A 19,599-nucleotide genomic window follows, 5' to 3' on the forward strand; every position below is an offset into this window, starting at 1 on the left:
CGGCCCCTCAGCTCGCGGCGAGACGCGCGCGCAGCGTCGTGAGCTCCTGCGTCATGGCCTCCGGGAGGCGGTCTCCGAACCGCTCGAAGAACTCCTGCGTGAGGTCGCACTCGGCCGACCACGGCTGAGGATCGATGGCGAAGAGAGCCGACACGTCCTCGGCCGGCAGGTCGAGACCTGTCAGGTCGAGCGCGCCGGGAGCGGGCAGGAGACCGACCTGCGACTCGACGGCACCGACGGCCTCGTCGCCCGCGACCCGACCGAGCGCCCACGCGAGCACGCGCGAGTTCTCGCCGAACCCGGGCCACAGCCAGCGACCGTCGGCCCCCTTGCGGAACCAGTTGACCTGGAAGACCGCCGGCAGCGGGACGCCCCGGGCCGTGAGCTCGTCGCCGAGCCGCAGCCAGTGGCCCCAGTGGTCGGCCATGTTGTAGCCGCAGAACGGGAGCATCGCGAACGGGTCGCGGCGCAGCGCCCCGACGGTCCCCTCGGCGGCGGCCGTCTGCTCCGAGGAGATCGTCGCGCCCATGAACACCCCGTGCGCCCAGTCGCGCGCCTGGGTCACGAGCGGGACGTTGGTGGCCCGACGACCGCCGAAGAGGATCGCGTCGATCGGGACGCCCGCCGGGGAGTCCCAGTCGTCGGCGATGCTCGGGCACTGGTCGGCGGCGACCGTGAACCGCGAGTTGGGGTGCGCGGCCGGACGGCCCGACGACGGCGTCCAGTCCTGGCCCTGCCAGTCGGTGAGGTGCTCGGGCGCCTCGTCGGTCAGGCCCTCCCACCACACGTCCCCGTCGTCGGTCAGCGCGACGTTCGTGAAGATGACGTTCGAGTGCAGGGTCTCGATCGCTGTCGGGTTCGTCGTGATGCCCGTGCCCGGTGCGACACCGAAGAACCCGGCCTCGGGGTTGATCGCGCGCAGCCGGCCGTCCGTGCCGGGTCCGCCCGGGCGCATCCACGCGATGTCGTCGCCGATCGTCTCGACCTTCCAGCCGGGGATCGTCGGGCGCAGCATCGCGAGGTTCGTCTTGCCGCACGCCGACGGGAACGCGGCCGCGAGGTGGAACACGCGGTCCTTCGGGTCGGTGATCCGCAGGATGAGCATGTGCTCGGCGAGCCAGCCCTCGTCGCGGGCCATGACGGACGCGATGCGCAGCGCGAAGCACTTCTTGCCGAGCAGGGCGTTCCCGCCGTATCCCGAGCCGAACGACCAGATCTCTCGGGTCTCGGGGAACTGGACGATGTACTTGCGCTCGCTGCACGGCCAGGGCACGTCGTCGATCCGCTCGCCGTCGAGGGCGACGAGCGGTGCCCCGACCGAGTGCACCGCGGGCACGAACGCGCCGTCGTCGCCGAGCAGGTCGAGGACCGGGGTGCCCGCGCGCGTCATCGTCAGCATGCTCACGACGACGTACGGCGAGTCGGTGAGCTGGACGCCGAGCTGGGAGATCGGGCCGCCGAGCGGTCCCATCGAGAACGGGACGACGTACATCGCCCGGCCCCGCATCGACCCTTCGAAGACCCCGCGGAGCTCGGCGCGCATCACGGCCGGCTCACGCCAGTTGTTCGTCGGACCGGCGTCCTCGGGCCGCTCGGAGCAGATGAAGGTGCGGTCCTCGACGCGCGCGACGTCGCGGGGGTCCGAGCGGGCCAGGTAGCTGTTCGGGCGGCGCACGGGGTTGAGCCGGATGAGCGTGCCGGACGCGACCATGAGCTCGGTGAGCTCGCGGCGCTGGGCGTCCGAGCCGTCGACCCAGACGACCGCGTCGGGCCGGGTGAGGGCGGCGATGTGGCTCACCCAGGCGAGCAGCTCGGTGTGCGACGTCGGGGCGCCGGCGGCGTGGTCTTCGCTGGCGGGCGCCGGGGCGACGGCCATCCGGGTGCGTGCCGTGTTCGCGACGGACGTGGCGACGAGGGTCATGAGAAATGCCTCCGGTTCGGGCGGACGGCCGCGGCGGTAGCTGCGGCCTGTGCGCGCTGAAGTGATCTCTTCCAGAGTTCGCCATGTCCGGCAGGGTTTCAACGACTCGCATCTGTCAAGAACGGCCGTTCTTTCGCTACTGTCAGGAGGTGACCGACGAGACGATGGACCTCCCGCCCGGTGCCCCCGTGCCCGCGGGTGACGGCTCGCGCGCCCGGCGCCCGGCGAACACCGGCGACCGCCTCACGCTCGGCCGGCGCATCCGGCACTTCCGCACCGTGCGTTCGATGACGCTCGACCAGCTCGCCCGCGAGACCGGCACCGCCCCCAGCCAGCTCTCGCTCATCGAGAACGGCCACCGCGAGCCCCGGCTGTCGCTGCTCGGTGAGATCGCGACGGCCCTGCACGTCGAGGTCGCCGACCTCATCGCCCCCGAGCCACCCAGCCGCCGGGCCGCCCTCGAGATCGCCCTCGACCGCGCGCAGCGCTCCCAGGCGTACACGGGCCTGGGCCTGCCCGCGGTCCGTCCGAGCCGCGGCATGCCGCTCGAGGCGCTCGAGGCGCTCGTCGGCCTGCACGCCGAGCTCGACCGCCGCGAGCGCCAGTCGATCGCGACGCCCGAGGAGGCCCGCCGGGCCAACACCGAGCTGCGCCTGTGGATGCGCGAGCGCGACAACTACCTGCCCGCGATCGAGCAGGTCGGCGAGGACCTCGCGCGCGCCGCGGGGTACACCGTCGGAGCCCTGACGCACCGGGCCGTCGCGCGCATCGCCGCCCAGCTCGGGTTCCAGATCCTCCACGTCGACGACCTGCCGCACTCCACCCGCACCGTCACGGACCTCGAGGGCGGGCGGATCTACCTGCCGCCCGCGTCCATCCCCGGCGGCCACGGGCTGCGGTCGCTCGCACTGCAGGCCATCGGCCATCGCGTGCTCGGTCACGACCGGCCCGTCTCGTACGCCGACTTCCTGCGCCAGCGCCTCGAGATCAACTACTTCGCGGCGTCGTGCCTCATGCCCCGGAGCGCCGCGCTCGAGTTCCTCGGGGCGGCCAAGCGCGCCAAGGACCTCGCGATCGAGGACTTCCGGGACGCGTTCGGCGTCACGCACGAGGCCGCCGCGCACCGTTTCACGAACCTCGCGACGAGCGAGCTGGGCCTGCCCGTGCACTTCCTGCGCGTGGACGACGACGGCGCTCTCGCACGCGGCTACGAGAACGACGGCGTCGGCTTCGCGACCGACCCGACGGGCTCCATCGAGGGCCAGCACGTCTGCCGCCACTGGGCCGCACGGGTCGCCCTGAGCCGCCACGACCGGACGACCGAGTTCCACCAGTACACCGACACCCCCGAGGGCACGTTCTGGTGCACCGCGCAGACCGGCGTGTCCGACGCGGGTCAGTTCTCCATCACCATCGGCGTGCCGTTCGCGCACGCGTCCTGGTTCCGCGGTCGCGACACGAAGCTGCGGACGCAGTCACGGTGCCCCGACCCGTCGTGCTGCCGCCGGCCCGACACCGCTCTGGCCGCGCGCTGGAGCGACCACTCCTGGCCGAGTGCACGGCTGCACGCGCAGGTCCTCAGCCCGCTGCCGCAGGGCACGTTCCCCGGGGTCGACGACGCCGAGGTCTACGCGTTCCTCGACCGCCACGCGACGCAGGCCCCACGGGACCAGCCCCGCTGACGGGCGGATCCGCCGAGGACGGGCCCGGCGCGGCCTTCGACGCCGGCAGGCGCCGAACCGGCCGAACCGGCCGAACCGGCCGGACGAGCCGGACGAGCCGGACGAGCCGAACGGTCAGGCGAGCAGATCGTGCCGGATGATCGTCGCCTCGCGGCCGGGGCCGACGCCGATCGACGAGACGCGGGTTCCCGAGATGTCCTCGAGCGCCAGCACGTACCGCTGCGCGTTGACCGGCAGGTCGTCGAACGACCGGCAGAGCGAGATGTCCTCGGTCCAGCCGTCGAACTCCTCGTAGATCGGCTTCGCGTGGTGGAAGTCGCTCTGGTCGAGGGGCATCTCGTCGTGGCGGACGCCGTTCACGTCGTACGCGACGGCGACCGGGATCTTCTCCAGGCCCGTCAACGTGTCGAGCTTCGTGACGACGAGGTCCGTGAGCCCGTTGACGCGTCCGGCGTAGCGCGTGACGACGGCGTCGAACCAGCCGGTCCGGCGCGGGCGGCCGGTCGTCGTGCCGTACTCGCCGCCCGTCTTGCGCAGCCACTCGCCGGTCGCGTCGAGCAGCTCGGTGGGGAACGGACCCTCGCCGACCCGGGTCGTGTACGCCTTGGCGACGCCGACGACGCGGTCGATGCGGGTCGGGCCGACACCCGAGCCCGTGCACGCGCCGCCGGCCGTCGCGGACGACGACGTGACGAACGGGTACGTGCCGTGGTCCACATCGAGCATCGTGGCCTGACCGGCCTCGAAGACGACGGTCTTGCCCTCGTCGAGCCCGCGGTTGAGCACGAGCGGGGTGTCCGCGACCATCGGCTTGAGCCGCTCGGCGTTCGTGAGCAGCTCGTCGATCGTCTCGTCGACGGTGATCGCGCGCCGGTTGTAGACCTTCACGAGCAGGTGGTTCTTCTGCTCGAGGGCGCCCTCGATCTTCTGGCGCAGGATCTTCTCGTCGAACAGGTCCTGGATGCGGATGCCGATGCGGTTGATCTTGTCGGCGTACGTCGGGCCGATGCCGCGGCCGGTGGTGCCGATCTTCCGCTTGCCGAGGAACCGCTCGGTGACCTTGTCGATCGTGCGGTTGTACGGCGCGATGACGTGCGCGGCCGACGAGACCAGCAGGCGGCTCGGGTCGACGCCGCGCGCGATCAGCGCGTCGATCTCGACGAACAGCACCTCGAGGTCGATGACGACCCCGTTGCCGATCACCGGGACGACACCCGGGGAGAGGATGCCCGACGGGAGCAGGTGGAGCGCGTACTTCTCACCGTCGATGACGACCGTGTGCCCCGCGTTGTTGCCGCCGTTGAACTTGACGACGAAGTCGGTCCGGGAGGCGAGCTGGTCGGTCGCCTTGCCCTTCCCCTCGTCCCCCCACTGGGCCCCGAGCACCACGACGGCAGGCATCGACTCTCCACTTTCCGCGCTGCTGGGTGGTCCGGTCCGCGCCACGTCCGGTGCGAGCACAGCTCGCGGGCCGCAGACCCGGGCACCGGCGGCAGCGCACCAGCACCCCCGAAAGGTTACCCGAACGTCAAGGATCGGTCATCGGCGGTCCGCCCCCGCCGGCGAACCGGTCAGCGCAGGCCGGAGATCTCGTCCTCGGACGTCCCCGAGTCCGCGAGGAACCGCGCGATCCGGTCGACCTCCTCCTCCTCGCCGATCGCCTCGGCCGCCTCCTCGAGCGCGAGCAGGGCCCGCAGGAACCCGAGGTTCGGCTCGTGGTCGGCGGGGATCGGTCCCTGGCCGCGCCAGCCGGCCTTGCGCAGCGCGTCGAGCCCGCGGTGGTACCCGGTCCGGGCGTAGGCGTAGGCCGCGACGGGGTCGCCGTCGTCGGCCAGCGCGCGCTCCGCGAGCAGCGCCCAGGCGTACGGCGACGCCGGGTTCTCGCGCGCGGCGTCCTGCAGGTCGGCGCCGGCGGTCAGCGCGGCACGCACGTCGGCGTCGGGACCGTCGGCGGGCAGGCGGACGGGTTCGGGGCCCAAGAGGTTGTCGTGGCTCATGCCCCCATCCTCGCGCGGTGCGGCCCGACGTGCGGCCCGCGGCGACCGTCATTACAGTCGAACCCGCCAGCCGACGCGGTTGAACCCGCCACTGTCCCCCCGAACCCTCCCCGAACCTGAGGATGCCGATGATCGAGGTCGTCGCGACACCGTCGGAGACGACGCTCGTCCTCGCGGGTGACCTCGACGTCGCCGAGCGCGACGCGTTCCCCGAGGCTCGCGCCCGGATCGCGGGCATGCGGCACGGCCGCCTCGTCGTCGACATGTGCGGCGTGACCTTCATGGACTCGACGGGCGCCGCGTTCCTCATCTCGCTCGCCGACGCCGGCAACGCCCGGGGCAGCCAGACGGTGCTGCGCGGGACCGACGAGCGTGACCTGTTCGTGCTGTCGGTGTGCGGGGTCCTCGACCTGTTCGTGATCCAGGCCGACTGCGACGTCGAGGCGCACGCGCCGACCCCGTAGGCCGCAGGCCGCCGAGCCCGTCAGGGGCCGACCTCTCAGACGTCGGTGCCCTCGCCGGCGCGGATCTTCGCCCACACGACCTTGCCCGTGCCGGCCGGCCGCCAGCCCCAGTCCGCCAGGCGCTCGACGATCTGCATGCCGAACCCGCCGACCCGTCCGCGGTGGCCGTCGGTCGTCACAGGCGGCGCGGGGTTCGCGTCCTCGACCTCGATCCGCAGCCCGTCCTCGGTGTCGTCGAGACGCAGCAGCACGTGCCCCCACCCGTGGAGCACCGCGTTCGCGACGAGCTCGGAGACGACCAGCTCGGCGCTCGGGCCGCACGTCAGGCCCCAGGCCTGGCACGTGCGCACGACCGCGTGCCGGGCACGACCGGCCGCCGCGGGCTCGCTCGGCAGCCGCCACCGCCGTGAGCGTGGGCTGCGCGCGACGGACCCGTCGACCGCCGGGTCGGGGATGCGCACGACGACGACCGCGACGTCGTCCTCCGGGTCGTCGGCGAGCCGCGCGAGCAGGTCCTCGCCGATGCCCGCGGCGTCGGTCGCGGTCACGCCCTCGGCGGCCTCACGCAGCGCCGCGAGGCCCTCGCGCAACGCGCGGTCCCGCCGTTCGATGAGGCCGTCCGTGTAGAGGACAAGGACGTCGCCCGGAGCCAGCGGGACCTCCGACGTCGTGCGGGGGCCGACGGAGATGCCGATCAGCCGCCCGCCGGCCTCGTCGAGCTCCGTCACGCGGCCGTCGCGCACGAGCAGCCCGGGGAGGTGGCCGGCGCGGGAGTACGCGAGCCGCCAGGTGTCGTCCGTCCGCGTGAGCGTCATCAGGACGAGAGCCGCGGGGCGTGGGATCCGCATGCCGGCGACCAGCTGGTCGACGCGCTCGAGGACGAGCCCCGGCGTCCGGACCTCGAACGCGTACGTCCGCACGACCGAGCGCAGCTGGCCCATCGACGCGGCGGCCTCGATGTCATGCCCGACGACGTCCCCGATGACGACACCCACGACGTCCGCATCGATCTCGAGCACGTCGAACCAGTCGCCGCCGACCTGCGCGTGCGCGGAGCTCGGCGCGTAGTACGACCAGACGTCGAGGCCGTCGACGTCGGCCTGTTCGGGCAGCATCGACCGCTGGAGCGTCTCGGCGACCCGGTGCTCACGCTCGTACAGCCGGGCGTTGTCGACGGCGAGCCCGACGCGGCGCGTCGTGAGCTGGAGCACGGTCCCGACCGCGCTGTCGATCGCCGCGGCGTCGGTCCCGTCCGAGGGGACCACGACGAGCACCCCGAGGACCCGGCGACGGCCCGGCACGGGCAGCACGACCACGCCGGACGGCGCTTCGGGCAGGCGCGTCACGGCCCTGCGCACCTGGTCGGCGAGCCACCCGGACGCGGTCGAGGCAGCCGGTGCCGCCAGGTCCAGGTCGACGGGCTGGGTGCGCTCGCCGGTCAGGAGCTCGTGGACGGGGTCGACCGCCTGCGTGCACGGCGATGCCGCCGCGTCCTGCGCGGCCGCTCCGACCTCGACGACCGCTGCGTGACGGCGTCCGACCCGGTACGGGGGCGTGTCGGTGCCGTCGGCCGGCCGCAGCCCGTCGTCGTCCTCCAGGTAGAAGCCGGCCCACCGCACCACCGAACGGCCCAGGACGCCCGCGACCTCACCGAGCGAGCTCGGGTCGTCGAGGTCCATGAGGATGTCGGAGATCCGCGAGATGATCCCGATGCTCGTCCGCTCGCGGCGCTCGCGCTCGACCTCGGCGAGCTGCTCGCGGTGGCGCTCCTCGAGGTCGGTGACGTCGACGAGCACGTAGAACCAGTGCGTGATCCCGTCCTGGTCCCCCTGGACGGGGGCGATCGACACGCGCGTCCATGACGGCGTCCCGTCGGCGGCCACCGTGCGCAGCGTCTCGGCCCACGGCTGCCCGTCGGCGATCGCGGCCCGGAACCTGTCGATCAGCTCGGGGTGGGTGTCCGGCCCGAGGAGCCGTCCCGGCGCCTGGCCGACGATCTCCTCGGCGGTGAACCCCGTGCGCCGGACGAACGCGTCGTTGACCCACACGATGGTCTGAGCGGGTGAGCCCGCCGCCGCGATGTACATGGGGACGTCGGCGGCCCGGAAGGCCCGCTCGCGCACCTCCGCGAGAGCGTCCGGAGGCGGATCGATCGTCGAACAGTTGACCGCCACCACCTCCGATCGTCTAGCGTTCCCCCATGTCGTGAGTCCGACCGTGGACTGGGCACGTGCCGGGAACCGAGGGCGGTCGCCCTCATCCGGAGAGGAGCATCGTGCGCGACGTTAACAGCCGGACGGGCCACGGGCCCGCTGAGGACGCCACCGGACTGCACGCCGACCGGAGCGCCCCGCCGCGCGGCGAACCCGGAGCCGTGCACGTGATCCTCGGCGCCGACCGCACCCGGATCGTCCTGTCGGGCGAGATCGACGCGGATCTCGGCACCGACCTCCACCAGGCGACGGCCGATGCCGAGCAGTCCGGCCTCCCCATCGAGGTCGACACCCACCACGTGACGTTCATGGACTCCTCGGGGGTCGCGTTCCTCGCACGCCTGGCGACCCGGAGCCAGCACCGCGTCCGGCTGCTGCGCGTCCCCCCGACCGTGCGGTTCCTGCTCGAGGTCACCCGCATCGGCGAGCTGCTCGACGTGGTCGACGACGACGCAGAGACGCAGTTCGAGGCTCGCGGCGACGGCAACCTGCTCTCCTGACGCGCTGAACCTCTGACGCGCTGATCCTCTGGCGCGCTGACCCGGCACGGCCGAGGGCCCGGCACGGCCGAGGGCCCGGCACGGCACCGACGTCCATCGGACGGTGGTGCCGGACCGGGCCCTCGGGCCTGTCTGGGTCGTTCAGGTCGTACTGGTCGTGCGGGCTGGGTCAGCCGAGCTTCTGGCCCGCCGAGCGCAGCTGCTGCGCGGCCTCGACGATGCGCTTGGCCAGACCGGCCTCGGCCGCCTTGCCCCACGCACGCGGGTCGTACGCCTTCTTGTTGCCGACCTCGCCGTCAACCTTCAGGACGCCGTCGTAGTTCTTGAAGAAGTGGTCGGCGACCGGACGCGAGTACGCGTACTGCGTGTCGGTGTCGATGTTCATCTTGATGACGCCGTTGTCGACGGCCTCGGAGATCTCGGCCTCGGTCGAGCCCGAGCCACCGTGGAAGACGAGGTCGAACGGGTTCTCCTTGCCGATCGCGTCCCCGACGGCCTTCTGGATCTCCGCGAGGATCGACGGGCGCAGCTTGACCGCACCGGGCTTGTAGACGCCGTGCACGTTGCCGAACGTGAGGGCCGTCAGGTAGCGACCCTTCTCGCCCGCACCGAGCGCCTTGACCGTGGCCAGGCCGTCCTCGACGGTCGTGTAGAGCTTCTCGTTGATCTCGGCCATGTGGCCGTCCTCTTCGCCACCGACGACGCCTACCTCGATCTCGAGGATCGTGCGGGCCAGCTGCGAGAGCTCGAGGAGCTCCTCGGCGATGATCAGGTTCTCGCCGAGCGGGACCGTCGAGCCGTCGAACATGTGCGACTGGAACGTCGGGAGCTTGCCGGCCTTGACCTGCTCGATCTCGAGCGCGAGCAGCGGGCGGACCCAGGACTCGAGGTTGGCCTTGGCGCAGTGGTCGGTGTGCAGCGCGACCGTGATCGGGTAGCTCTTCGCGACCTCGTGGGCGTAGGCGGCCAGCGCGAGCGAGCCCGCGACGCGGTCCTTGATGGTCGAGCCGGACGCGTACTCGGCGCCGCCGACGGAGACCTGGATGATCCCGTCGCTCTCGGCCTCGGCGAAGCCCTGGAGCGCGGCGGTGAGGGTCGAGGAGGACGTGACGTTGACGGCGGGGAAGGCGAACTTGCCGGCCTTCGCCCGGTCGATCATCTCGGTGTAGACCTCGGGGGTTGCGATGCCCATCGACGGATCTCCTGGAGGTAGAAGGGGGGTGGTGACTTCGTGCCGATTCTTTCACGTCCGGCCGTGGGCAGGGCCGGGACGTCCTACCCAGCGGGCAGCCCCGCGGCGGTCGAGCCGTGCCCGGCCGTCCCGTGGCCCGACGCGTCCGCGTGGCGGGCGATCCACGCGTGCATCGCGATCGCGGCGGCCGCGCCCGCGTTGATCGAACGGGTCGAGCCGAACTGGGCGATGTGCAGCACGTCGACCACCCCCGCGCGCGCCTCGTCCGACAGGCCGACGCTCTCCTGACCGAACAGCAGCACGCAGCCGCGCGGCAGCGGGTACCCCTCGAGCGGGACCGACCCGGGCAGGTTGTCGATGCCGAGCACGGGCAGCGGGTCGCCGGCCGGACCCGCGGTGCGCGCCCACGTGAGCAGGTCCTCGACGGTCGGGTGGTAGCGGACGTGCTGGTACCGGTCGGTGACCATGGCGCCGCGACGGTTCCAGCGCCGTCGCCCGACGATGTGGACCTCGGCCGCAGCGAACGCGTTCGCGGTCCGCACGACGGACCCGATGTTCATGTCGTGCGCCCAGTTCTCGATCGCCACGTGGAACGGGTGGCGGCGGGTGTCGAGGTCCGCGACGACCGCGTCGAGCGTCCAGTACCGGTAGCGGTCGACGACGTTGCGGCGGTCGCCGTGCGCGAGCAGGTCCGGGTCGTAGCGCGGTGCGCCGTCGGGCCCGGCGAGGTCCGGCCACGCGCTCGGGCCTCCGGGCCACGGGCCGACGCCGACCTCGCCCTCGACGACGGCACTCTCGACGACGGCTCCCCCGGCGACGGCACCGTCCTCGACGCTCCCGACGACCGCGCTCGCGAGATCCCCGGTCGGGGCGTCGCCGGTCACGTCGTGCCGGCCCACCGCGGTCACGTGAGCTCGACCCGCAGAGCCGCCGCGCTCGACCGCGCACGCTCCCGCGCCTCCTCGACGTCCGCGCCGCGAGCGAGCGTCACGGCGACCCGGCGTCGGCCCGCGACGGACGGCTTGCCGAACAGGCGCACCTGCGCGGTCGGCACCGCGAGCGCGACGTCGACACCGGAGAACACCGGCACGCCCGTGCCCTCGGCGAGCACCGCGCACGATGCCGCCGCACCTTGCCCGTCGACAGCACCCTGCCCGTCCCCCGCACCGAGCCGCAGGACGTCGCCCGCGGGCAGCCCGAGCACCGCGCGTGCGTGCAGCGCGAACTCCGACAGATCCTGCGACACGAGCGTGACCAGCCCGGTGTCGTGCGGCCGGGGCGACACCTCGGAGAACAGCACGCGGTCGCCGACGACGAACAGCTCGACGCCGAACACGCCCCACCCGCCGAGCGCGCCGGTCACGGTCGCGGCGACGCGCTGGGCCTCGACGAGGGTTGCCGGTGCGAGCGCGGCGGGCTGCCAGGACTCGCGGTAGTCGCCGTCGACCTGCACGTGCCCGATCGGGTCGCAGAACGTCGTCCCGCCGACGTGCCGGACGGTCAGCAGGGTGATCTCGGAGTCGAACGCGACGAACCCCTCGACGATGACGCGCGCCGGGGGGCCGTCCGCCGAGCCTGTGGCGCGGCCACCGTGCTGCGCGTGCTCCCACGCGGTCTCGACGTCGTCGGCCGTCCGCACGACCGACTGCCCCTTGCCCGACGACGACATGACCGGCTTGACCACGACGGGCAGCCCGAGCTCACCGACCGCGGTCCGTAGGTCCTCGAGCGAGCCGACGAACCGGTACGGCGACGTGGGCAGCCCGAGCTCCTCGGCGGCGAGCCGGCGGATGCCCTCGCGGTCCATCGTCAGCACCGTCGCGCGGGCGGTCGGCACCACGCGGACGCCGTCGGCCTCCGCCTCGGCGAGCACGTGGGTCGCGATCGCCTCGATCTCGGGGACGACGACGTGGGGGCGCTCGGCGGCGAGCAGTGCCCGCAGCGCGTCGGGGTCGAGCATGTCGAGCACGTGCGAGCGGTGCGCGACCTGCATCGCCGGGGCGTCGGGGTACCGGTCGGCCGCGACGACCTCGACCCCGAGGCGCTGCAGCTCGATCGCGACCTCCTTGCCGAGCTCACCTGCCCCGAGCAGCAGGACGCGGGTCGCACCCGGGGTCAGCGGGGTGCCGAGGGTGCCCGGCGTGACGGGCGGCAGGGAGGAGGTCATGCGGGCGATTCTCCCAGCCGCCGGGCGCAGGCGTGCGAGGTCTTCACGTGCCCCGTCGTATCGCGACACAACCGCACCCGTAGGCTGGTCGGGTGCTCGCACTGACCGCCCTCACCGCTGCCGTCTCCGGCTCCGGTCACCTGGCGACCCTCGGACCCAGCTTCCTCAACCCCGACCACCTGATCCAGTCGTTCGGCGCCTACGCGCTCATCGGCGTCGTCATCGTGGTCTTCATCGAGACGGGACTGCTGTTCCCGCTGCTCCCGGGCGACTCCCTCCTGTTCACCGCGGGCGCCCTGGTCGCGCAGGACGTGCTGCAGTTCCCGTTGTGGCTGCTCTGCCTGCTGCTGTTCCTCGCGGCGTTCGGCGGGGACCAGTGCGCGTACTGGATCGGCCGCAAGCTCGGCCCGAAGGTGTTCGACCGGCCCGACTCGAAGATCTTCAAGCGCAGCCACATCGACGAGACGAACGCCTACTTCGAGCGGTACGGCGGCCGGACGATCATCGTCGCGAGGTTCATCCCGTTCGTGCGGACGTACGCGCCGGTGGCCGCGGGCGTCGGGCGCATGTCGTACCGGCACTACGTCTCGTTCGACCTGGTCGGCGCGCTGCTCTGGGGTGTCGGCGTGACGCTGCTCGGCTACGCGCTCGGCAACGTCCCCTTCATCAAGGCGAACATCGAGTTCCTCCTCATCGCCGTGGTCCTGGTCTCGGTCGCCCCCATCGGGCTCAAGCTCGCCCGCTCGTGGCTCGCCGCACGTCGCGCCCCCGCGGCCGTGCTCGCCGACGAGACGGCCGACGAGGCAGTCTGACCGCTCCGGTCTCGACCGAGCCGTCCCACCGACCCGCACCACCGAGCCGCGAGGAAGTCATGACCCGCGAGATCCGCAGCTGGCTGACAGACATGGACGGCGTCCTCGTCCACGAGGGCACGGCGCTGCCCGGTGCCGCCGACTTCGTGCGCGCGCTGCGCGACGCCGGTCGACCGTTCCTCGTCCTGACGAACAACTCGATCTTCACGCCGCGTGACCTGCACGCGCGCCTCGCGTCGTCGGGTCTCGACGTGCCCGAGGACGCGATCTGGACCTCGGCGCTCGCCACCGCGCAGTTCCTCGACGACCAGGTCCCGGGCGGCAGCGCCTACACGATCGGCGAGGCCGGCCTGACGACCGCGCTGTGGGAGGTCGGCTACACGCTGACCGACACGGACCCGGACTACGTCGTGCTCGGCGAGACCCGCACGTACTCGTTCGAGGCCATCACGAAGGCGATCCGGCTCATCAAGGGCGGCGCGCGCTTCATCGCGACGAACCCCGACGTGACCGGCCCGAGCGCCGAGGGTGACCTCCCCGCAACGGGTGCGGTCGCCGCGATGATCACCGCCGCGACGGGTCGCAAGCCCTACTTCGTCGGCAAGCCGAACCCCATGATGTTCCGCTCGGCCCTCAACCGGATCGACGCGCACTCCGAGACGACGGCCATGGTCGGCGACCGGATGGACACGGACATCGTGGCCGGGATCGAGGCCGGCCTGCAGACCTTCCTCGTGCTCACCGGCTCCACGCGGGCCGCCGACATCGAGCGCTTCCCGTTCCGGCCGAGCCACGTCGTCGACTCGATCGCGGACCTCGTCTCCTGCGTGTGACCGACCCCGCAACGGGCACCGGGCGCACCCCGACCCGTCGGCGGCGCGGACCGGGCTGGGTCCCGAACCAGCACGGGGCGTGGGCGATGCTCGTCCTGCCCGTCGTCGTGGGCGCCCTGCGGGCCGGCCCCACGTGGCGTCACCTGCTGCTGGCAGCCGCCTGGCTCGCGGCGTACCTCGCGTTCTTCGCGACCGGGCTGTGGCTGCGGTCCGGTCGCAAAGCCCGCTACTGGCCCCCCGTACGCGCGTACGCGCTGGTCACGGCCGCGCTCGGGCTCGCTCTGCTGGCGAGCCGCCCGGCGCTCGTCACCTGGGGCGTCGTGTACGCGCCGCTCCTCGCGGTCAGCCTGTGGCACTCCGTCCGGCGCACGGACCGGTCGCTCGTCAACGACGCGGTGACGATCGTCGCGGCGAGCGTGATGGTCGCCGTCGCGGCCGGCCTGGGACCGGCGGCGCCCGGCGGGTGGACGTGGCTGCCCGGCGCGACGGACGGTGCGACCTGGGCCGTCACGGGGCTGGTGCTCGCGTACTTCTTCGGCACCGCGCTGTACGTCAAGACGATGATCCGTGACCGCGGCGACCGGCGCCGGTACGTCCAGTCCGTCGCTTACCACGCGCTCGTCTGCGTACCGGCGTTCGGGTGGAGCCCCTGGGCGGGCGTGCTGTTCCTCGCGCTCGCTGTGCGGGCCGCCGTCGTCCCCCGGCTCTGGCCGCACACCTCGCCGCGCACGGTCGGGCTCGGCGAGGTCGCCGCGTCCGTGGCCCTCGCGGTGGTCCTCGTCGCGGCCGGCTGAACCCAGCCGTACTCTGGCCGGGCTCAGACGGGCAGCGCGCTCAGACGGGCAACGGGCTCAGACAGGCAGCACGCTCAGCCGGGCAGCGGGCTCAGACGGTCGGTGCGCCCGGTGCCGGGGCGTCGCCCGCGCCGAAGCTGACCTGGGGCGCCGCACGCACCGCGGGGTCCTCGGTCTCGAAGTACTCGGCGCGCACGAAGCCGAACGCCCCCGCGATGAGGTTCGACGGGAACGACTCGACCTTTGTGTTGAGCGTGCGCACGTTGGCGTTGTAGAACCGACGACCCGCGGCGATGCGGTCCTCGGTGTTGGTGAGCTCGGCCTGCAGCTGCTGGAAGTTCTCGCTCGCGCGCAGCACCGGGTACGCCTCGGCGACGGCGAACAGCCGCCCGAGGGCCTGCGTGAGCACGTTCTCGGAGGCGGCCTGCTGCGCCGGGGACTGCCCGGCACCCGAGGCGGCGGCGCGCGCCCGGCTGACGTCGTCGAACACGCCGCGCTCGTGCGCCGCGTAGCCCTTGACGGTCTCGACGAGGTTCGGGATGAGGTCGTGACGTCGGTTGAGCTCGACGTCGATCTGCCGCCAGGCCTCCTGCACGAGGTTGCGCAGGCGGACGAAGCCGTTGTACGTGGCGACGGCCCAGATCAGGACGATGACGATGATCGCCACGACGACGAGCAGTGCGATGGTGATGCCGGTCACGAGTTCCCCCGGGTGGTCTGGTCGGTCATCGGATCGTAGCCGTGGTCCATCCACACGTGTCGAGGAATCGCGTGGGCGATGGCCACCAGCACCCCGAGCCGCCGGGCCAGGGTGTCTGTGTCGGTCGCGCCGTACGCCCACGACAGGATCGAGGTCCCCTCGATGCGCACGCACTCACCGGTCGCGTCGCCGCGCAGGAGACGCTCCATCAGGCGCGGGTTGACGATCGCGTGCGCGACCGCGAGGTCCCGGCTCTCGACGCGCCACGCGCGGTTGAAGTCGTCGGACTCGAACTGGATGTCCTGGCCGCCGACGACCTTCGCGAGCTTCGCGCCGAGCCCGTCGGGCGTCAGCTCGACCGTCGGCAGGTAGGCGGGCAGGTCGAGCGCGACGACGTGGCGGACGTTGGTCGTCCTGTTCTTGCCCGATCCGGTGGTCCAGCGGTAGGTGAACGACGTCGCGGGGATCCCCTGGAAGTGCCCGCGCAGCACCTCGGTCGCCCGCCGCGCGTCACCCTGCCCGAACGGCTGACCCGTCCACCGTCGGGTGAGCGAGGCGTCGCTGCCGTCGAACCGCCAGCCGGTCGTGGCCGCCCAGGCCGTGAGCCGCTCGGTCCGCTTGGTCTGGAGCCACCACGAGCCGACGAGCCCGAGCGGTATGCCGATGACGAGGAGGACCAGCCAGAGCGACTGGAACAGGTCGAAGCCGCCCACCGCGCCGGCGCTCAGGCCAGGCCGAGGTCGGCCAGGTCGAACAGGAAGTGGTACGGCACGCCGAGCGCCTCGATCTTCTCGCGCGCGCCGGTCGACCGGTCGACGATCACCGCGACGCCCATGACCTCGGCGCCCGCCGCGCGCGCAGCCTCGACCGCGGCGATGGGTGACGCACCGGTCGTCGAGGTGTCCTCGAGCACCACGACCCGCCGGCCCGCGATGTCCGGGCCCTCGATGCGGCGCTGCATGCCGTGCGCCTTGGCCTCCTTGCGGACGACGAACGCGTCCAGGTCCTGGCCGCGCGACGCCGCAGCGTGCAGGAGGGCTGTCGCGACGGGGTCGGCGCCGAGCGTCAGGCCGCCGACGGCGTCGATCTCGGCGGTGCCGAGGCCGACCTCCTCGAGCAGGTCGAGCAGCACGTGCCCGACGAGCGGGGCCGCGCGGTGGTGCAGCGTGATGCGGCGCAGGTCCACGTAGTAGTCGGCCTCGCGCCCCGAGGACAGCGTGACCTTGCCGCGCACCACGGCCAGCTCGGTGATGAGGTCGCGCAGCTGCTCGCGCGGCGTCGGAGACAGCTCGGCGCCGTGGGACGTCTCGGGGGTCACAACGACTCGCTCTCGCTCGCGGCGGTGGTCAGACGGTGGCGGTAGTTCCCGAGGGCCCGGATGGCGAACCGTGGCAGCACGCGCACGACCCCGGCGACCCCCTGGTAGCGCAGGCTCGGGTTCGACAGGACAGCACCTCGGCGCACGTCGGCCAGCGCGGTCGCGACGACCGCGTCCGCGTCCAGCCACGCGATGTCCGGCAGCGCCGTCATGTTGATGCCCGCGCGCTCGTGGAACTCGGTGTGGACGAACCCGGGGGTCACTGCGGTGGCCGTGACCCCTGTCCCCTTGAGCTCCACCGCGAGTCCCTCGGTGAACGTCCGCACCCACGCCTTGTGCGCCGAGTACGTGCCCGACGCGAGCAGAGCGGCGATCGACGACACGTTGAGGATGGCGCCGCGACCCCGCTCGACCATCGCGCCCGCGGCCGCGTGCGAGAGCACGAGGACGGAGTGGACCATGACCGCGAGCGCCCTCTCCTCGACGTCCAGGTCGCCGCCGACGAACCGCTGGTTCAGCCCGAGCCCCGCGTTGTTGACGAGCAGACCGACCGGGTGCACGGTCGCGCGCAGCCGCTCCGCGACCCGTTCGACGTCGGCGCGGACAGTGAGGTCCGCCGGGAGGACCTCGACGTGGACCCCTGCCGCGGCACGGAGCTGGCTCGCGAGGTGCTCGAGGCGGTCGGCGCCGCGGGCCACCAGGACGACGTCGTGCTTCGCGGTCGCGAGCTGCCAGGCGAACTCCAGGCCGAGGCCCGCGCTCGCGCCGGTGATCAGTGCGGTTCCCATGCGGCCACCCTACGGATCAGCCCGCCGCTTGTCAGACCCCGGGCCCGTGTCCGGTCACGATCCGCGCCGACCCGCCCGTGACGGTCCGTCCGGCTAGCCTGACCGTCATGCGCCTCGCGACCTGGAACATCAACTCGATCCGCTCCCGCGCCGACCGGGCGCTGGCCTTCCTCGAGCGCTCGGGCACCGACGTGCTCGCGCTGCAGGAGACCAAGTGCAAGGACGAGCAGTTCCCGCGGGAGGTCTTCGAGGCCGCCGGGTACGAGGTCGCGACGAACGGCCACAGCCAGTGGAACGGGGTCGCGATCATCTCGCGGGTCGGGATCGAGGACGTCGAGCGGGGCTTCGTCGGCCAGCCCGCCTGGGGTGAGGAGCCCGCCATCGAGGCGCGGGCGCTCGGCGCGACCTGCGGCGGCGTGCGCGTGTGGAGCCTGTACATCCCGAACGGGCGGGAGATCGACAACCCGCACTACGCCTACAAGCTCGAGTGGCTCGAACGCCTCAAGGAGCAGGCGGCGTCCTGGCTCACGCCCGGGCCCGACGGCGACCCGTCCGCGCAGATCGCGCTCGTCGGGGACTGGAACATCGCCCCGCTCGACGAGGACGTCTGGGACATCGAGGTGTTCGCCGGGCGCACCCACGTCACGCCCGCCGAGCGGGCCGCGTTCGCGGCGTTCGCGACCGCCGGGTACACCGAGGTCACCCGCGAGCACATCCCCGCCCGCACGTTCACGTACTGGGACTACCAGCAGCTCCGGTTCCCGCGGAACGAGGGCATGCGCATCGACTTCACGTACGCGTCGCCGACCCTCGCCGCGCGCGTGACGGGCGTGACCATCGACCGCAACGAGCGCAAGGGCAAGGGCGCGTCCGACCACGTCCCGGTCATCGTCGACCTCGCCGACTGAGCCGCTCGGGTCGACCGGGCTGCGCGTGGCGCTCGTGCTGCGCGAGGCGATCGGGTGGACCGGTCCGGATCGCCCTCGGCCGACCTGTCCGCTCCGCTAGGTTCGTCGCCATGAGCACGCCGCCGACCTGGCCTCTCCCCCAGCCCGAGCGCCCGAACCCGTTCGCGCCGCCCGCAGCGCAGCCGGACGGGTCGACCGCCGGGGCGCCGTCGCCTTACGGGGCCGGGTACGCGCCGCCGACCGGGTACGACGCCGCACCGACGCCGCCGCCGTCGTGGACGCCGGAACCTGTTCCGGCCGACGCACCCGCGCCGGGCCCGTCGGGCACCGGGTACCCGCAGACGCCCGGCTACCCCCCGGCCGCGCCGGGCTACCCGCCCGCACCCCCCGCCTACGGCTCACCGCAGGCGGGATACCCGCAGACCCCTGGCTACCCGCCGGCCGCCCCCGGCTACGGGGCGCCGCAGGGACAGGGCGCGTACGGCTACCCCCAGGCCCAGTCGCAGGTCCCGTCGTACGGGTACGCGCAGCAGCAGGGCCCCTACGGCTACCCGCAGCCCCAGTGGGGCAACCCCCAGCCTCCGTGGGACGGTCTGGCGATCGCCTCGATGTCGGTGAGCGGTGCCGGGATCGTCACCATGGGCATCACCGGTCCGGTCGGGATCGGGCTCGGGATCGCGTCGCTCCGCAAGATCCGGCGCACCGGTGCCCGCGGCCGCGGCCTCGCCTGGGCCGGCATCGCCGTCGGGATCTTGATGACCCTGTTCATCGCCGGGTTCGTCGCGCTCGTCGTCGTGGGGGCCCGCAGCGGCTGGGAGAGCGAGACGAACTCGTCCAGGACGTCGACGCCCCTCACTGAGCAGTCGCAGGAGCCCGTCGAGTTCCTCGCGTTCGACGAGCGGCTGTGGCCCGGCGACTGCCTCGAGGTGGTCCCGTCCGCGGACCTCCTCGACGCGGCATTCATCGACTGCGCGGCGCCGCACGCCGCGGAGGTCCTCGCCTATGAGGACTTCACCCTGGCGCCGTCCTCGGTGGAGCAGGCGACGGCGGTCCAGGCGGACTGCGGCGACATCGCCGTCTCGGTCGCGGGTGGAGCCCTGATGTCCGAGGTTGCAGGCTCCGTCGTGTGGGCACCGTCGGACGTCGACTGGACGAACGGCGTGCGGTCGGGCTACTGCCTGCTCGTGAGCAGCCCGGGCGGCCTGACCGGCTCGGCTCTCGACGGGACGCTGGCCGGCGAGTCACCGCAGGTGCAGTCCTGACCGCCTGGGACGACCCGGGCGGCCCGTCGTCGAACGAGCCGTACTACG

At 72.9% G+C, this 19,599-nt stretch carries 19 protein-coding genes; 8 read left to right on the forward strand and 11 right to left on the reverse strand.

Annotated elements, in window-relative coordinates; genetic code table 11:
* Positions 1–7: 7 nt before the first annotated feature.
* Positions 8–1,876: a phosphoenolpyruvate carboxykinase (GTP) gene (locus DDP54_RS06750; protein ID WP_109132404.1), complete on the reverse strand. Its 1,869-nt coding sequence runs from the start codon at positions 1,874–1,876 to the stop codon at positions 8–10.
* Between the two features lie 209 nt (positions 1,877–2,085).
* On the opposite strand from DDP54_RS06750, the gene DDP54_RS06755 reads away from it, so the two are divergent.
* On the forward strand, positions 2,086–3,603 hold the full coding sequence (locus DDP54_RS06755) for an XRE family transcriptional regulator (RefSeq protein WP_109132405.1): 1,518 nt from the start codon (positions 2,086–2,088) through the stop codon (positions 3,601–3,603).
* A gap of 114 nt (positions 3,604–3,717) precedes the next feature.
* Here the strand turns inward: DDP54_RS06755 and DDP54_RS06760 are convergent, their stop codons facing one another.
* On the reverse strand, positions 3,718–5,004 hold the full coding sequence (locus DDP54_RS06760; RefSeq protein WP_109131102.1) for an adenylosuccinate synthase: 1,287 nt from the start codon (positions 5,002–5,004) through the stop codon (positions 3,718–3,720).
* A gap of 170 nt (positions 5,005–5,174) precedes the next feature.
* Positions 5,175–5,600, reverse strand: coding sequence for a DUF3151 domain-containing protein (locus DDP54_RS06765; RefSeq protein ID WP_109131103.1), 426 nt, complete (start codon positions 5,598–5,600; stop codon positions 5,175–5,177).
* 128 nt (positions 5,601–5,728) lie between these two features.
* Here DDP54_RS06765 and DDP54_RS06770 point away from each other — a divergent pair, with 128 nt between their 5' ends.
* Positions 5,729–6,064 carry an STAS domain-containing protein gene (locus DDP54_RS06770; protein ID WP_109131104.1) on the forward strand — a complete coding sequence of 112 codons (336 nt, stop codon included), beginning with the start codon at positions 5,729–5,731 and terminating at the stop codon, positions 6,062–6,064.
* Positions 6,065–6,099: 35 nt separating this feature from the next.
* On the opposite strand, the gene DDP54_RS06775 is transcribed toward DDP54_RS06770, so the two are convergent.
* Entirely contained in the window at positions 6,100–8,238 is a 2,139-nt protein-coding gene (locus DDP54_RS06775) for an ATP-binding SpoIIE family protein phosphatase (protein WP_242448263.1), read from the reverse strand.
* 155 nt (positions 8,239–8,393) lie between these two features.
* Here DDP54_RS06775 and DDP54_RS06780 point away from each other — a divergent pair, with 155 nt between their 5' ends.
* On the forward strand, positions 8,394–8,777 hold the full coding sequence (locus tag DDP54_RS06780; RefSeq protein ID WP_242448440.1) for an STAS domain-containing protein: 384 nt from the start codon (positions 8,394–8,396) through the stop codon (positions 8,775–8,777).
* A gap of 169 nt (positions 8,778–8,946) precedes the next feature.
* Here DDP54_RS06780 and fbaA read toward each other — a convergent pair whose 3' ends face one another.
* The 3 genes from fbaA to purT all read right to left on the reverse strand — a co-directional run bounded on the left by fbaA (position 8,947) and on the right by purT (position 12,136).
* The gene (gene fbaA, locus DDP54_RS06785; protein ID WP_109131106.1) at positions 8,947–9,969 is read right to left on the reverse strand and encodes a class II fructose-bisphosphate aldolase; all 1,023 of its coding nucleotides are present in this window, start codon (positions 9,967–9,969) and stop codon (positions 8,947–8,949) included.
* Positions 9,970–10,052: 83 nt separating this feature from the next.
* Positions 10,053–10,877 carry a TrmH family RNA methyltransferase gene (locus DDP54_RS06790; RefSeq protein ID WP_242448264.1) on the reverse strand — a complete coding sequence of 275 codons (825 nt, stop codon included), beginning with the start codon at positions 10,875–10,877 and terminating at the stop codon, positions 10,053–10,055.
* Positions 10,874–12,136 carry a formate-dependent phosphoribosylglycinamide formyltransferase gene (gene purT, locus DDP54_RS06795; protein WP_109131107.1) on the reverse strand — a complete coding sequence of 421 codons (1,263 nt, stop codon included), beginning with the start codon at positions 12,134–12,136 and terminating at the stop codon, positions 10,874–10,876. The genes DDP54_RS06790 and purT overlap by 4 nt, the downstream gene beginning before the upstream one ends.
* A 92-nt stretch (positions 12,137–12,228) precedes the next feature.
* On the opposite strand from purT, the gene DDP54_RS06800 reads away from it, so the two are divergent.
* The 3 genes from DDP54_RS06800 to DDP54_RS06810 are packed head-to-tail and all read left to right on the forward strand — an operon-like array spanning position 12,229 to position 14,575.
* Positions 12,229–12,948 (forward strand): VTT domain-containing protein, encoded by a 720-nt coding sequence (locus tag DDP54_RS06800; protein ID WP_109131108.1) that lies wholly within the window; start codon positions 12,229–12,231, stop codon positions 12,946–12,948.
* Between the two features lie 59 nt (positions 12,949–13,007).
* Positions 13,008–13,781 carry an HAD-IIA family hydrolase gene (locus DDP54_RS06805; protein ID WP_109131109.1) on the forward strand — a complete coding sequence of 258 codons (774 nt, stop codon included), beginning with the start codon at positions 13,008–13,010 and terminating at the stop codon, positions 13,779–13,781.
* Positions 13,778–14,575, forward strand: coding sequence for a YwiC-like family protein (locus DDP54_RS06810; RefSeq protein ID WP_242448265.1), 798 nt, complete (start codon positions 13,778–13,780; stop codon positions 14,573–14,575). The genes DDP54_RS06805 and DDP54_RS06810 overlap by 4 nt, the downstream gene beginning before the upstream one ends.
* A 91-nt stretch (positions 14,576–14,666) precedes the next feature.
* Here DDP54_RS06810 and DDP54_RS06815 read toward each other — a convergent pair whose 3' ends face one another.
* From DDP54_RS06815 to DDP54_RS06830, 4 genes are read right to left on the reverse strand one after another with little or no spacing between them, the layout of a single operon-like run.
* Positions 14,667–15,275, reverse strand: a complete 609-nt coding sequence (locus tag DDP54_RS06815; protein WP_109131110.1) for a LemA family protein — start codon at positions 15,273–15,275, stop codon at positions 14,667–14,669.
* Positions 15,272–15,988 carry a hypothetical protein gene (locus DDP54_RS06820; RefSeq protein ID WP_109131111.1) on the reverse strand — a complete coding sequence of 239 codons (717 nt, stop codon included), beginning with the start codon at positions 15,986–15,988 and terminating at the stop codon, positions 15,272–15,274. The genes DDP54_RS06815 and DDP54_RS06820 overlap by 4 nt, the downstream gene beginning before the upstream one ends.
* A gap of 11 nt (positions 15,989–15,999) precedes the next feature.
* The gene (gene pyrE / locus DDP54_RS06825) at positions 16,000–16,593 is read right to left on the reverse strand and encodes an orotate phosphoribosyltransferase (RefSeq protein WP_197711329.1); all 594 of its coding nucleotides are present in this window, start codon (positions 16,591–16,593) and stop codon (positions 16,000–16,002) included.
* Positions 16,590–17,381: an SDR family NAD(P)-dependent oxidoreductase gene (locus tag DDP54_RS06830; RefSeq protein WP_109131112.1), complete on the reverse strand. Its 792-nt coding sequence runs from the start codon at positions 17,379–17,381 to the stop codon at positions 16,590–16,592. The genes pyrE and DDP54_RS06830 overlap by 4 nt, the downstream gene beginning before the upstream one ends.
* A gap of 107 nt (positions 17,382–17,488) precedes the next feature.
* On the opposite strand from DDP54_RS06830, the gene DDP54_RS06835 reads away from it, so the two are divergent.
* On the forward strand, positions 17,489–18,289 hold the full coding sequence (locus DDP54_RS06835; protein WP_109132410.1) for an exodeoxyribonuclease III: 801 nt from the start codon (positions 17,489–17,491) through the stop codon (positions 18,287–18,289).
* Positions 18,290–18,399: 110 nt separating this feature from the next.
* A complete protein-coding gene (locus tag DDP54_RS06840; protein ID WP_109131113.1) occupies positions 18,400–19,551 on the forward strand; it encodes a DUF4190 domain-containing protein in 1,152 nt (383 codons plus the stop codon).
* Positions 19,552–19,599: the final 48 nt, after the last annotated feature.

The sequence above is a fragment of the Cellulomonas sp. WB94 genome, from assembly GCF_003115775.1.
In the GTDB taxonomy this organism is placed as follows: domain Bacteria; phylum Actinomycetota; class Actinomycetes; order Actinomycetales; family Cellulomonadaceae; genus Cellulomonas_A.